The organism is Martinezella sp. CNPSo 3795 (genome assembly GCF_057784475.1).
On sequence record NZ_JBXSOQ010000002.1, the window covers coordinates 370535 to 384834 of the forward strand.

The following is a 14300-nucleotide window of genomic DNA, read 5'->3' on the forward strand; positions in this document are numbered from 1 at the left end:
CTTGTATCTTCTGGATACCAATATCGTATCAGCCGATGCACCAACCAAACGCCAAGTCGGCGTTGATGCATTCGCGGCCTGGCTGCGTGCCAATAGTGACCGGCTTTATCTTTCGGCCATCACCATCGCCGAGATCGAGGCAGGCATCGCCCGCATCGTTAGGATTGGGGCGACGACGAAAGCGAAGCACCTGCGCCGCTGGCTCGCCGCGGTGGAACATTTCTATGCCGGCCGTATCCTGCCCTTCGGAGTTGAGGAGGCGCAGCATGCTGGCCTGATGCTTGACCGGGCGCGTGCTCACGCCCCCGGCTTCGAGGACATTGCCATCGCCGCCATCGCCGCTGCATGCGGCCTCACGGTTTTGACGGCCAATGAGCGGCATTTCGCGCCGCTCGGCGTGCCGTTCGCCAATCCCTTCAAGCAGTTGCCCGTTATCCGATAACAGGTTTTGCCGCGGCTAGCTGTGCCGCGGCCGTCCAAGTCAGCGCCGCTGTCATGATCTCGGCGGCGGCAAGTGTGGCGATGACCGTGGGACGCTTGTCTTTCACCGCCGTTCCGCCGATTGGGCAGACGAGGCGATCGAAAAGCTCCGCATGCCCGCTTTCACGCGACAGCCAGTTGCGGAAGGTGGCGCGCTTCGTCTTGGAGCCGATCATGCCGACATAGGCTGCATCGTTACGTTTGAGCGCCTCGGCGGCAATCAGGAAATCGAGCGCGTGATCATGGGTGAGAATGACGAAGCTGCTGCCGGCCGGCGCATCGCGCACGACAGCCTCAGGCATGGCCGTGAGACAGGTTTCAATGCCTGGCACGGAGCTGGCGACAAGCTCTTCCTCTCGCGTATCGACAAGTACCACGCGTAATGGCGCGAGCGAAAGCGCCATGGCAAGCGCATCGCCGACATGACCGGCGCCGAAAACATAGACATGTGGGCGTGTGGCCATCTCGCGGTCGCTCCGAGCTATGAGATCATTCGCAAGCGCTGGACTGAGGGCGGTGAAGGCGAGGCCCACCCGACCGCCGCAGCATTGGCCGATCTCCGGGCCGAGCGGTACGTTCATCGGCTCCGCCGCAAGGCCGGAGCGCAATGCCCGTCGTGCCTGGTCGATCGCCATATATTCCAGTGTTCCGCCGCCGATTGTCGCAAAGATTGCCCGCTCCGAAACCAGCATCCAGGCATCCGCGTCGCGCGGCGCGGAACCTGCGACCCCCGTCACCTCAACGAGAATCGATGCCGGTTCGCGGCGTAGGAAATCCCGGATATCTTCACGGGCGGCAGGCATGATCTTACTCCTTCTTCGCCGCCTTGAGACGCTCGATCGCCATCAGCACCCGTTCGGGTGTCGCCGGCGCGTCGAGACGCGGGCAGATCTTGTGGTCGGCGACGCTCGCCACGGCATCCGAAAGGGCATGCAAGACGGAGAGGCCGAGCGGCAGCGGCGGCTCGCCGACCGCCTTGGACCGATGGATCGTCGGCTCATGGGCCTCCGACCAATCGGTTAGGGCCACATTGAAAATCTTTGGCCGGTCGGATGCAAGCGGGATCTTGTAAGTCGAGGGCGCGTGCGTTCGAAGCCGCCCCTTGCCGTCCCACCAGAGCTCTTCCGTCGTCAGCCAGCCCATGCCCTGGATGAAGCCGCCTTCGACCTGGCCGATATCGATGGCTTTATTCAGTGAACGGCCGGTATCGTGCAGGATATCGGCGCGTTCGACGACATATTCGCCGGTCAGCGTGTCGATCGACACCTCCGAGCACGCCGCGCCATAGGCATAGTAGTAGAAGGCATGACCGCGGCCCGTCTTGCGGTCCCAATGGATCTTCGGCGTCTTGTAGAAGCCGGCCGCCGAAAGCTGGACGCGGGCCATATAGGCCTTCTTGACGAGATCGTCGAACGGCATCTCGATGTCGCCGATGCGCACCCGGTTGGGCAGGAAGAGAACCTTGTCGCGCGGCACCTGGTGGCTTTCCGCGGCAAAGGCGATCAGTCGCTCCTTGATCTGGCGCGCGGCATTCTGGGCCGCCATGCCGTTGAGATCGGCACCCGAGGAGGCCGCGGTCGGTGAGGTGTTCGGCACCTTGGCCGTGGTCGTCGCGGTGATCTTCACCCGGTCGAGATCGATCTGGAATTCTTCCGCCACGACCTGCGCCACCTTCAGGTGCAAGCCTTGTCCCATCTCGGTGCCGCCATGGTTCATGTGCACGGAGCCATCGCTATAGACATGCACCAGCGCGCCGGCCTGGTTCGACTCCGTCTTGGTGAAGGAGATGCCGAATTTCACTGGAGTCAGCGCGATGCCGCGCTTGACGATGCGGCTCTTGGCATTGAACTCGGCGATCGCCTTGCGGCGTCCGGCATAGTCAGCGCTTTCCTCCAGTTCGGCGACGATGCGCTGAATGATGCAGTCCTCGACCTTCTGGTGGTAGGGGGTAAGGTTGCGCTCACCATCGACGCCCATCGCGTCATAGAAATTCAGTTTGCGAATTTCGAGCGGGTCCTTGCCGACGGCGAAGGCCACCTCGTCGATGACCCGTTCGGCGCCGACCATTCCCTGCGGACCGCCGAAGCCGCGAAAGGCCGTGTTGGAGACGGTATTGGTATAGAGCGGCGCCGATTTCGCATGAACATGCGGAAAGAAATAGGCATTGTCGCAGTGAAACAGCGCACGGTCGCCGACCGGACCGGACAGATCGGCTGAGAAGCCGGCGCGAAGCGCGAAGGTATAGTCGACGGCAAGGATGCGGCCTTCGTCGTCAAAGCCCACATCGTAGTCGATGGCGAAATCATGCCGCTTGCCGGTCGCGATCATGTCTTCGTCGCGGTCGAGCCGGATCTTGACGGCGCGCTTCAGCTTCTTGGCGGCGATGGCAGCGATCGCGGCGCATTGGTTCGCCTGGGTTTCCTTGCCGCCGAAGCCGCCACCCATGCGCCGAACCTCGATCGTAACAGCATTGCTCGGCACGCCAAGCGCATGAGCGACCATGTGCTGCGTCTCGCTCGGGCCTTGGGTAGAGCAATAGACAACCACCTCGTCGTCCTCACCGGGAACAGCGAGCGAGACTTGGCCTTCGAGATAGAAATGATCCTGGCCGCCGAGCCGCATGCGGCCCGTCACGCGCCGCGGAGCATTCGCAAGGGCGGCCGATGCATCGCCACGCTTCAGCGTTAGCGGCGTGACGACCTGCTTATGAGTGGAAACATCCAGATCCCAGATGTCAATATCAGCAGGCAATTCCTCGTACTCGATCTTTGCCAGCCTTGCGGCGCGGCGCGCCTGCTCGCGCGTTTCGGCGATCACGCAAAAGATCGGCTGGCCGTGAAACTCGACCTTGCCGGCGGCAAGCACGGGGTCATCGTTCATGTAAGAGGGCGAGATATCGTTGACGCCGGGCACATCCTCATGGGTGAGGACGGCAACGACGCCGGGGGCGGCCCGCACGGCTGAGAGATCGACGGATTTCAGGATGCCGTGCGCCACGGTGGACAGGCCGAGGCCGGCGTGAAGGGTGCCCGTGGGTTCGGTGATGTCGTCGATATAGACGGCGGCACCGGAGACATGCTTGTGGGCGGAATCATGGCGCGGGCTGGAATGGACGCCGCCAATGATGGCTTCGGGTTTGAGATCGGGAGTGTGCTTGTTCATGTCTTACGCGGCCTCGTATCTCGATACCTGCGCCGGCGCCGCGATGGACGTCGTTTCCAGGTAGAAGCGCAGCAGCAGGTTTCTGGCAGCCAGCGCGCGATATTCCGCCGTGGCGCGCATGTCGGTCAGTGGCGCGTAATCCTCGGCATATTTCTCCATTGCCGTCTCCACGGTCTTCTCGCTCCAGGGCTGGCCGAGCAGCGCCCTTTCGACGGCGAAGGCCCGTTTCGGTGTCGCGGCCATGCCGCCATAGGCGATCCGGATTTCGGCAACGGTGCCATCTTCGCCAAGTACCAGCCGGAAGGCGCCGAGCGTGGCGGTAATGTCCTCGTCCCGGCGCTTCGTCACCTTGTAGATGGCGAATTTCGCCGCGGCTGCAGGAACCGGAATATGGATGGCTTCGACGAATTCGCCAGGCTGGCGGTCCTGCTTGCCATAGGCAATGAAGAAGTCTTCGAGTGCTATGATGCGTCGGGTTTTGCCCTTGCGCAAGGTCAGGGATGCCCCAAGTGCGATCAGCGCCGGCGGCGTATCGCCGATCGGCGAGCCGTTGGCGATGTTGCCGCCGATCGTGCCCATGTTGCGCACCTGCTGGCCGCCGATGCGGGTAATCAACGGCCCAAGCGCCGGGACATGCTGCGACAGCGTCGCGATCGCCTCCGAATAGGTGACGCCGGCGCCGATGGTGACGAGCCCGTCTTTCACCACGATCGATTTCAACTCCTGCAGCCCGGCAATGAAGATGACCGGCGTGATGTCGCGCATCTGCTTGGTGACCCAGAGGCCGACATCGGTCGAACCAGCCACCACGGTCGCCGTCGGCGACGCCTCCAGAACCGAGGCGAAATCATCAAGGTTCGCCGGCACGATCAGCTGATTTCGACCCTCGCCGATTTCGACGCGGGCGCCATCGCGAAGGGCCTGCAGGCGCGCGATCATGGTTTCGCGTTCGATCAGCAGCGGGTCGTCTTGCGTACCGCCATAGTGGGAGATGGAGCGGGCGGCGCGCAAGATCGGTTCATAGCCGGTGCAGCGACAGAGATTGCCCTGGAGCGCTGTTTCGATCTGTTGATCCGTGGGATTCGGCGTCTGCATCCAAAGTCCGTAGAGCGACATGACGAAACCAGGCGTGCAGAAGCCGCATTGCGATCCGTGAAAGTCGACCATCGCTTGCTGCACCGGATGCAGGTGTTCGTCGTTGGGGGCGAGATGCTCGACGGTGACCACATGACAGCCATCCAGCGAACCGAGGAAGCGGATGCAGGCGTTGACGCCCTCATAGACGAGGCCACCCGCGGGCGTCAGCCGACCCACAAGAACCGTGCAGGCGCCGCAGTCGCCTTCGGCGCAGCCTTCCTTGGTGCCCTTCAGCGAACGGGAAAGGCGCAGCCAGTCGAGCAGCGTCTGGTCCGGTGCCACGTCGGTAAGAATGATGTCCCGGCCGTTGAGAAGGAAACGAAGTTCGGAGCGGATTGTCGTCGATGTCATTTTCAGCTCCCGCGGTAGGTGGAGTAGCTGTAAGGCGAGAGGAGCAGCGGCACATGGTAGTGCGCTTGTTCATCAGCGAGACCGAAGCGGATCGGAATGATGTCTAGAAACATCGGGCTCGCCGATGTGCGGCCAAGATAGTCACCGGCATGGAAGCGCAGTTCGTAGGTGCCGGCCTGCATGGTTTCGCCTGATAGCAGCGGCGCATCGCAGCGACCGTCGTCGTTGGTTTCGGCGGACGTCAGGAGGTGCAGTACATCGCCCTCGATCCGGTAGAGTTCGATGCGCAAGCCTTCAGCAGGTTTGCCGAGCGCCGTATCCAGGACGTGGGTCGTGAGCCGTCCGGCTCCTGGCGAATGAGACTGCATATTCTTCTCCCGAACGTAGCGCTCCTTTCTCTACTATCCGCTAGGCTCATTCCCATGAAAAGCAGCTGTAACGTTCGAGACTTTCAAAATTTCCAAGGGGAATGGCACGCGTGATTTGCGGTTAGACATTGGATATCGAAACGTTTGGAGGAGCGTTTCATACGATGTCGCGGCGGGATGGATGAATCGGCTTGCGCGCTTTGTATGCGCTGAGGCCGCGAAATACGTGCCGGTATCGCGATATGCATTTCATGAAAATGCAGGTTTCCGCGTTGCATGGCGGACGTGATGAGCACGCCGATGTTCGGCCGAGCCTGATGGGTATCGGGTAGAGGCGCTTGCGGCAGGAGAATCCGATGCCGCGGTCTTCGTGATCAGCGTCGGTAGTGATTGACCATGGAAATGGCCGCGGCATGGCGGCCGCCGGGTTGCCAGCCGCGCTCCGGTCGATTTCCGCTGTCCGCACAGCGGGTCAGGTATCAAACCCAAGCGAACATATCGTCGATCGAGGAAGAGATGATTTCGGAGAATGGAAACGGGAGACCCATGAATGAAAGTGATCGAAATTCAGCCGCTGACGAGAGCCGCATTCGCGCCCTTTGGCGATGTCATCGAAATGGAGGGGACTCAAAGTTTCCCCATCAACGCCGGGAAATGCGTTCGTTATCATGATCTCGCAAAGGTCGAAGCGATTGGTGAGGAGGCACGCACGATGATCAGTTGGCTGCGCGGCGAACCCTATGCGCTGCCGCTGGAACTGAAGATGGTCGAGCGGCACCCTCTCGGCAGCCAGGCCTTCGTGCCGCTGACCGGCAATCCGTTCCTCGTCGTTGCGGCGCCGGAGACGGACAATGGTCCGGGCGAGCCCATGGCTTTCCGAACCAGGCCCGGACAAGGCGTCAATATCTGGCGCAACGTCTGGCACGGCATCCTGACGCCCCTCGACGGCATCTCGGATTTCATCGTTGTGGATCGCGGCGGCAAAGGCGTCAATCTCGAGGAGCATTTCTATGACGAGGTGTTCCTGATCCGCTGATCGGATCTCGATCGGTGCAGACAAATAAGGGGCGCTGCGGTTGCAGCGCCCCTTATTTGTCAAAGTGGTTCCCGTTCCTCGCGATCTGCGGAATGCCAAAAGGCCGGGTCATTCCAGCGAACGACCCGGCCTTGAAATCATTCCGCCGTCAATCCGCGAAGAAGGCGAAGCGTACGACGAACAGGGCCGCGACGATCTGTGTTGCCGGATGCAGCATCGACCAGCGGCCGGTGAAGACTTTCACGGCCACATAGGTGATGAAGCCAAAAGCAAGACCGTTGGCGATCGAGTAGGTGAAGGGCATCGCAAGCGCGGTGATTGCAGCGGGTGCCGCTTCGGTCAGGTCGTCCCATTCTATCTCGGTCAGCTCGCGCATCATCAGGCCCGCGACATAGAGCAGCGCCGGAGCCGTCGCATAGGCTGGCACGGAGGCCGCGAGCGGCGAGAAGAAGAGGGCGGCGATGAAGAGGGCGGCGATGGTGATCGCGGTCAGACCCGTGCGACCACCGGCCTGGACGCCCGACGCGCTTTCGACGAAGGCCGTCGTGCTGCTCGTGCCCATCAGCGAGCCGGCGACGATGGCCGCGCTATCGGCAAGCAGAGCCCGGCTCAGCCTGTTCGGCTTTCCTTCCTGGATCAGGTTCGCCCGCTTGGCGATGCCGATCAGCGTCCCGGTGGCGTCGAAAACCTCGACAAGCACGAAGACGAGGATGATATGGACCAGGCCGCCATGGAGAGCGCCGACGATGTCGAGCTGCAAAAAGGTCGGCATGATCGACGGCGGCGCCGAAACAATGCCGTGAAACTCGCTGACGCCGAAGATCCAGGAGAGAATGGTGACGGCGAGAATACCGATGAGGATCGAACCTCTTATTTTCAGCGCATCGAGAACGGCGATGACGAAGAAGCCGAAGATCGCGAGAAGGGGGCCGGTCTGTTTGAGGTCGCCGAGGCCAATGAGGGTCGCCTTGTTGGCGACGACGATGCCGGCGCTCTTGAGCGCGATGATCGCCAGGAAGAGACCGATACCCGCGGCAATCGCGCTTCTGAGCGAATGCGGGATGCCGGCAATCAGCCAGCTGCGCACGCCGGTTACCGTCAACAGGACGAAAATACAGCCCGAAATGAAGACCGCGCCGAGCGCCTGCTGCCAGGTAAAGCCGAGAGCCGAAACCACGGTGAAGGCGAAGAAGGCATTGAGCCCCATGCCCGGTGCCATGCCGATCGGCCAATTGGCGACGAGGCCCATGACGATCGAACCCAGCGCGGCTGCGAGACAGGTGGCGACAAAGACCGCGTTGCGGTCCATGCCGGTTGTCGACAGAATGTCGGGATTGACGAAGATGATATAGGACATCGTCAGGAACGTCGTCACGCCGGCGATGAGTTCGGTGCGCGCGGACGTGCCGTGCTCACTCAATTTGAAAAGTCGTTCAAGCATTGTTCCTCCCTAAGCGTTCCCGACGCTCGTCAAATCATGGGGCTTGTCCCGCATCTCCTCCAGATGCTGGCGCGAGAAGCGGCTTTCGACGCTTCGTGGCGAGGGGGGATTGTGCGCTTTTAATGGCGCTGCGCGCTAGAGCCGGATTTCCCCGCAATTGGCGAAAGACATTCTAATTTTTCAAGCTATTTCGGCGCGAATTTCTTCTGAGTTGGGCGCCGTTAGGGGGTGATCGAACCCATCCCTTCATCCTGCACAATCGCTCAATGCAGATCAGCAAAAAGATATGCTCGTTATTTACAGCGGCAAGGTGACAAAGCCAAATTATTTCCATCAGATCGCGAAACCGCGAAGGTTACACGGACGGCGGCCATGGAGGAGTGCGGCGAGCCTCCATATCTAAAATGGAGGTCGACCGAAGGTGTGAATTCCAATCGGAACGAAGCGCCCGATCATAATTGTCCGCCGCGATATCGATCGGCGATGTTCCTGCAGGCGCGGATGGTCAGCGCCATCACGGTCAGCGTGGTGCCGGCAATGCCGCTGCCCGGAAAGGCGGAAGCATCCGTCACGAGCAGGTTGGGGATATCCCAGCTTTGGTTATGGGCATTGAGGACGGAGTCGTTGTTCGATGCCCCCATGCGCGCGCCGCCGGTTTCATGGATTGCGGCGCCCATGCACATGGTCTTGCGGAACCATCTGCGGAACATGAAGCGGCTGAACGGATCGGCATCGGGGAAGGCGCCACGGCCCATTTCCCTAAGACCGGTGGGCGAGCCGATGAATTCCAGCTCGCCGCCGACGCCGCGCACCATGTCGATCAATACCTCTTCCTGACGGCGCAGCAGGGCATGTTCCTCCTCGCCCATGACGCATCGAATATGGGGCACCGGAATTCCCCAGGCATCCCTGCGCCCTGCATCGAGCGTGATGCGATTGTCGGCATAGGGCAGCATGCGGCCGAAGCCGAAGAAGGCCAGCCGCGAAGGCTCGTCATCCGGTGTCGGCGCCCGACCGATGCTTCCCTGATAGTCGAAATCACCGCGGCCTGTGTCGCCCTCTCCAAAGCGCGGCACGAAAATGCCGCCGGATGGATTGTAGAAGGGATCGACAGGCGCGGAATCATCGGTCGCCCATCCTTTCGCCTTGGAGAAGGAGCCGAAGGCAAGGCATGGAAGCTGATCCATGAAATAGCGCCCGAGCGCACCCGAGCTGTTGGCGAGCCCATGAGGGTGGCGAGCCGTGGCCGAATTGAGAAGCAGCCGCACGCTTTCAATCGGCGATGCGGAGAGCACGACGAGGGCAGCGCGCGCGGCTTCGACATTGCCGGTCGCGCGGTCGATGAACTCGGCACCCGTCGCCCGGCCGCCGGCATCGTCGGTGGTGATACGCCGCACGATCGCGTCATGGCGGATGGTCAGCCGTCCTGTCGCCAACGCCTCGCGCAGCGGCTTCGGCGTCCGCTCCGCGTCGGGCGCGATATAGCGCCAGGAAACGACATGCCGCTTCGGCCAGCGTCCTTCGACTTCCGTCTTGAAGATTTCTTCGGCCGGCGTCAGCTTCGCCGGATGGGCGTAGACGCCGTCGGGCAATGTCTCCACGCCATCCTCATTGCCATACAAACCGAGGCTTGCTTCGACCTCGGCATAATAGGGCGCGAGCTCGTCGTAGGAAACCGGCCAGTCGACGCCCTTGCCTGTCTTCGAGCGGATCTTGAAATCATCGTCCGTCCAGCGCAGCAGCACCCGGCCGAAGCTGTGCAGGCGGCCACCGCCCTGACGGCCGCGTATCCACAGGAACGGTGCGTCCTTGGGGGTCGTATAAGGGTTCCTGCGATCGTTGACGAAGAAATGGCTGAAGCGCTCGGTAAAGAAGGCGGCGCGCGCCTGGATCGGCTGACCCTTCAGTGTGGCGCGGGCGCGCTCCCAGATATTGATGCTGCTGGCCGGCGCCTTCTTGCGGTTCGGATCGAAATCCTTCTGGGTCACCGCCGGCCCGGCCTCGAGCAGCAGCACCGATAGCCCTTGGGCAGTCAATTCCTTGGCGGCGAAGGAGCCGGCGGCGCCGGAGCCGATCACCAGCGCGTCATAGACAGTCTGAGACATGGATAATTTCCGTATGCTGTGGAAGTGGTCTTAGAGGCGGGCACCGTCAGCGCCGAAGATGGAGACCTTGGCGATGTCGAGGCCGGGCGTGATCGCCGTACCCGGCTGAAGGGCGGCATCTCCCATGATACGGTAGGAGAGGCTTTGGCCTGCCCAGTCGAACCACAGCACGGTATCGGCGCCCATCGGCTCGACGACCGAGACAGTGCCCGGAAGGGTAGGCCAACCCACGTCCGCGCCATTCGGCGCGATATGCTCCGGCCGGATGCCAAGCGTGGCGGGACCTGCGTTGACGGCGCTGAGGAAAGGGTAGCCGGCGAGGGGGATCGCAAGTCCGTTGCTTTCGAAGACCGGCGCGTCCGCCTTCGAAATGATCTCGCCCTCGATGAAGTTCATCGCCGGCGCCCCTATGAAGCCGGCGACGAAGAGATTGGCCGGGCGATGGTAGATCTCGGAAGGGCTGGCGAGCTGCTGGATCACGCCGTCCTTCATGATGGCGATGCGATCGGCAAGCGTCAGCGCCTCGACCTGATCATGCGTGACATAGATCATCGTGTTGCCGAGGCTCTGATGCAGCTTCTTGATCTCGACGCGCAGCTCGTTGCGCAGCTTGGCGTCGAGATTGGATAGCGGTTCGTCGAACAGGAAAACATTGACCTCACGCACAAGGGCGCGGCCGATCGCGACGCGCTGGCGCTGGCCGCCCGATAATTCCGAGGGTCGGCGGTCGAGCAGTTTGTCGAGGTGGAGAAGCGACGTCGTGCGGGCGATGCGCGCCTCGATCTCGGCCTTGGGAAGACCCGCCACGCGCAGGCCGAAGGAGAGATTCTTGCGCACCGACATGCGGGGATAGAGCGCATAGGATTGGAAGACCATGCCGATGCCGCGATCCTTCGGCTCGGCCCAGGTGACATTCTTGTCCGAGATCCAGATCTCGCCGTCGCGGATGTCTTGCAGGCCGGCGATCGAGTTGAGCAGGGTCGACTTTCCGCAGCCGGAAGGGCCGAGCAGCACGAGAAATTCGCGCGGAGCGATGTCGATCGACAGGTTGTCGATGACGGTGTGATCACCATAGGCGATCTTGAGATCCTTGACCGAGACGGCAGGCTGCATGGCATTACCCCTTGACGGCGCCGGCGGCGACACCACGCAGGAACCAGCGGCCGGAGAAGAAATAGATGGCGAGCGGGACGACGGCGGTCAGAATGGTGGCAGCCATGTTCACATTGTAGGCGCGCTCGCCCATGGTGGTGTTGACGATGTTGTTGAGCTGCACCGTCATCGGCAGGTTGTCGCGTCCGGCGAAGACCAGGCCGATCAGGAAGTCGTTCCAGATTCCGGTGAACTGGAAGATCGAGGCGACGACGATCATCGGCACCGACATGGGCAGCATGATCTCGATGAAGATCCGCCAGAAGCCGGCGCCGTCGACGCGAGCCGCTTTGCAGAGCTCCTCGGGAATGGCGACGAAATAGTTGCGAAACAGCAGCGTCACCAGCGGCAGGCCGAAGATCACGTGGACGAGGACCACGCCTGCCACTGAGTTATAAAGGCTGAGGTTGGCGAGCAGCCGCACCAGCGGATAGAGGAAGATCTGGTAGGGGATGAGGCCGCCGGCCATCAGAAGGCCGAATAGCAGGTTCGAGCCCCTCGGCCGCCAGAAGGACAGGGCATAACCGTTGATCGCGCCAATGAAGACGGAAATCGCGACTGCCGGCACCGTGATCCTGACCGAATTCCAGAAGCCGATGCGCACACCCAGACATTGGGTGCCCATGCAGGCTCCCGACCACGCTGTCTTCCAGGCGGTGAAATCGATGGTATCGGGGAAGGCGAAGATGCGGCCCTGGCGGATCTCTTCCATCGTCTTTAGCGAGGTGACGAGCATCGTATAGAGTGGCAGCAGGAAGAAGAGCGCGGACAGGATGAGGAAGGCATAGAGCCCGATCTGACCTGCCGTGAGCCGTGATGGCTTGGGACCACGGGGATGAAGAGCCGCCATCAATGTGCTCCCCTTCTTCTGGCGCGCATGTGGAGAGCGTAGCGAAACGGCGCGACGGCCATGACGACCGAGAGCACGAGCACGGTGGCGCCGGCGCTCGCAAGGCCGAGGTTCTGGCGCTCGAACAGATTGTCCATGATGAATTTTGCCGGCACCTCGGTCGAATAGCCGGGGCCGCCGCCGGTCTGCGCGACGATGAGGTCATAGGTTTTGATCACGCCCATGGAGAGCAGCATGCCCGATGCGGCAAGCGCCGGCCCAAGCTGCGGCAGGATGATCGAGGTATAGATGCGCCAGACCGGAATGCCATCGATCTGGGCGGCTTTCCATTGCTCCTCGCCAATCCCGCGCATGCCTGACAGTGCGATGACCATAACGAGACCTGCTCCCTGCCAGACACCGGCGAAGACCACCGTATAGATCGCCATGTCGCGGTTGACGATCCAGTCGAAGACGAAGCTCTGCCAGCCGAGCGCCCTGACGGTCGCCTGAATGCCGAAGGTCGGGTTCAGCATCCACTGCCAGATGAGGCCGGTAACCACGAAGGACATCGCATAGGGATAGAGGAAGATGGTGCGAAATAGGCTTTCGAAGCGAACCTTGCGATCGAGCGCTGCGGCGAGCACGAAGCCGAGAGCGAGGCAGCCGGCGACGTAGAGAACGCCGAAGATCAGCACATTTTCCAGGGACGCGAGCCACCGTGATGTCCGGAATAGCTTGGCATATTGGGCAAAGCCGACATAGTTGGACGAGGGGAAAATGGTCGAATCCGTAAAGGACAGGCGCACCGACCAGACCATGGTGCCGATATAGACGACGATCGCGGCAATCCATGTCGGCAGCAGGGCAAAGGTCGCAGCAAGGGGACGTCTGCGCTTGGTTTGCATAGGCAAACTTTCTCGAAAGGATGGGCGGAGCCGATCGACCGGGAAACCCGACGATTGGCTCGCTGGAAGGCTATTCGAAGATCGCGAAGAACTTCTCCGCACCCGAGGCGCTGTCCTCGGACGGATTGCTCCAGAATTCGTCGACGAAGTCGTTGAGTGCGCCGGCCTGCTGCGGCGAAAGGATCAGCGCCTGATCCGGCACGATCTTGCCGGCGCTCATCAGCTCAAGGCCTTTTTGCGCGCAGACGTCGAGCTTGGATTTGTCGACGTCGGTGCGCATCGGCACCGAGCCCTTCTTCAACGAGAATTCGACCTGCACGGCCGGATCCATGGCGACCTCTGCAAGCAGGGTCTGGCCCTTTTGCGCGGCCGCATCGGCGATCTTCGGGAAGGAAAAGGAATCGGCGACATAGACCATGCCCGGCGATTGCGGCACGAGCATGCAGCCATAATCCTTGCCCAATTTCTTGCCGGCGGCAACGAATTCGCCCTTGGCCCAATCGCCCATGAATTGCACGCCGGCCTTGCCGGTAATGACCATGGCGGTCGCGTCGTTCCAGTTGCGGCCCGCGGCACCCTCGTCGACATAGGCGCGAAGCTTGCCGAGAATATCGAGCGTCTTCTTCACGGCCGCTAGCGAAGCGTCGCCCTTGTCCTTGTCGACATAGATCTTGAGGAAGCCGTCGATGCCGACCTGCGTTAGCAGGATCATGTTGAAGACCTTGGCCTCCTGCCAGGATTGGCCGCCCCAGGCGACGGGCTCAATGCCGGCGGCCTTGAGCTTATCGAGTGCCGAGAAGAATTCGTCCCAGCTCTTCGGCTCGCCGGTGAGGCCGGCCTTGGCGAAGGCATCCTTGGAATAGAACACCCAGCTCTCACCATGGGCGCCGGTCGGGGAGAGGTAGACCTTGCCGTTATAGGTGATGAGATCATAGATCGATTTCGGCAGGACGTCGGCCCATTTGCCGGCTTTCGCCACATCGTCGATCGGGTTCATAAGCCCCTGATTGACGAAATCGGCATTGGCAAGGCCGAGCACGGCCTGTTTTGCGGTCGGCGGATCGCCGGCGACCAGACGGTTCTGGAAAGCGGCATCGGCCGCGCCGAAACCGGCGATGGAAGAGTCTTTCCAGGTGCCGCCGCGCTTTTCGAACTCCTGCTTGACGACGTTGAGGGCGGCGGCTTCGCTGCCTGATGTCCAGGAGGTCATCACCTCGGCCTGCGGCTTGTCTTCCGCATGGGCAGGAATGGAAGCCGTAACGAGCGCGGCTCCCATCAGTAGCATTTTCACTATGTCTTTCATCGTTCCACCTCTTCAGGAAAGCCCTCTT

At 61.7% G+C, this 14300-nt stretch carries 12 protein-coding genes; 2 read left to right on the plus strand and 10 right to left on the minus strand.

All coding sequences use genetic code 11. The features are described from left to right. Position 1: 1 nt before the first annotated feature. Positions 2-442 carry a PIN domain-containing protein gene (locus tag AC13QY_RS06610; RefSeq protein ID WP_488492984.1) on the plus strand — a complete coding sequence of 147 codons (441 nt, stop codon included), beginning with the start codon at positions 2-4 and terminating at the stop codon, positions 440-442. Here AC13QY_RS06610 and xdhC read toward each other — a convergent pair. Genes xdhC through uraH form a run of 4 tightly spaced genes read right to left on the minus strand, consistent with a single transcriptional unit; the run spans position 432 to position 5498 of the window. Further along, the gene (gene xdhC / locus AC13QY_RS06615; protein ID WP_488492985.1) at positions 432-1283 is read right to left on the minus strand and encodes a xanthine dehydrogenase accessory protein XdhC; all 852 of its coding nucleotides are present in this window, start codon (positions 1281-1283) and stop codon (positions 432-434) included. The two genes, AC13QY_RS06610 and xdhC, sit on opposite strands and share 11 nt — an antisense overlap. A gap of 4 nt (positions 1284-1287) precedes the next feature. Next, positions 1288-3642: a xanthine dehydrogenase molybdopterin binding subunit gene (xdhB, locus tag AC13QY_RS06620; RefSeq protein WP_488492986.1), complete on the minus strand. Its 2355-nt coding sequence runs from the start codon at positions 3640-3642 to the stop codon at positions 1288-1290. A gap of 3 nt (positions 3643-3645) precedes the next feature. Then, on the minus strand, positions 3646-5130 hold the full coding sequence (gene xdhA / locus AC13QY_RS06625; RefSeq protein WP_488492987.1) for a xanthine dehydrogenase small subunit: 1485 nt from the start codon (positions 5128-5130) through the stop codon (positions 3646-3648). A 2-nt stretch (positions 5131-5132) separates the two neighbouring features. Further along, positions 5133-5498, minus strand: coding sequence for a hydroxyisourate hydrolase (gene uraH / locus AC13QY_RS06630; RefSeq protein WP_488492988.1), 366 nt, complete (start codon positions 5496-5498; stop codon positions 5133-5135). A 550-nt stretch (positions 5499-6048) separates the two neighbouring features. Here uraH and AC13QY_RS06635 point away from each other — a divergent pair. Beyond that, positions 6049-6534, plus strand: coding sequence for an ureidoglycolate lyase (locus tag AC13QY_RS06635; protein WP_488492989.1), 486 nt, complete (start codon positions 6049-6051; stop codon positions 6532-6534). 148 nt (positions 6535-6682) lie between these two features. Here the strand turns inward: AC13QY_RS06635 and AC13QY_RS06640 are convergent, their stop codons facing one another. The 6 genes from AC13QY_RS06640 to AC13QY_RS06665 form a co-directional block, all read right to left on the minus strand. After that, a complete protein-coding gene (locus AC13QY_RS06640) occupies positions 6683-7975 on the minus strand; it encodes an NCS2 family permease (protein WP_069614091.1) in 1293 nt (430 codons plus the stop codon). 452 nt (positions 7976-8427) lie between these two features. Continuing rightward, complete coding sequence (locus AC13QY_RS06645; RefSeq protein WP_488492990.1) at positions 8428-10080, minus strand: GMC oxidoreductase; 1653 nt, start codon at positions 10078-10080, stop codon at positions 8428-8430. Positions 10081-10110: 30 nt separating this feature from the next. Further along, positions 10111-11193 (minus strand): ABC transporter ATP-binding protein, encoded by a 1083-nt coding sequence (locus tag AC13QY_RS06650; protein ID WP_488492991.1) that lies wholly within the window; start codon positions 11191-11193, stop codon positions 10111-10113. 4 nt (positions 11194-11197) lie between these two features. Continuing rightward, positions 11198-12082 (minus strand): carbohydrate ABC transporter permease, encoded by an 885-nt coding sequence (locus AC13QY_RS06655; protein ID WP_113420696.1) that lies wholly within the window; start codon positions 12080-12082, stop codon positions 11198-11200. Continuing rightward, positions 12082-12969 (minus strand): carbohydrate ABC transporter permease, encoded by an 888-nt coding sequence (locus AC13QY_RS06660; RefSeq protein ID WP_488492992.1) that lies wholly within the window; start codon positions 12967-12969, stop codon positions 12082-12084. Before AC13QY_RS06660 ends, AC13QY_RS06655 begins: the two co-directional genes overlap by 1 nt. Positions 12970-13039: 70 nt before the next feature. Continuing rightward, positions 13040-14272 carry an ABC transporter substrate-binding protein gene (locus AC13QY_RS06665; RefSeq protein ID WP_488492993.1) on the minus strand — a complete coding sequence of 411 codons (1233 nt, stop codon included), beginning with the start codon at positions 14270-14272 and terminating at the stop codon, positions 13040-13042. Between the last annotated feature and the right edge of the window lie 28 nt (positions 14273-14300).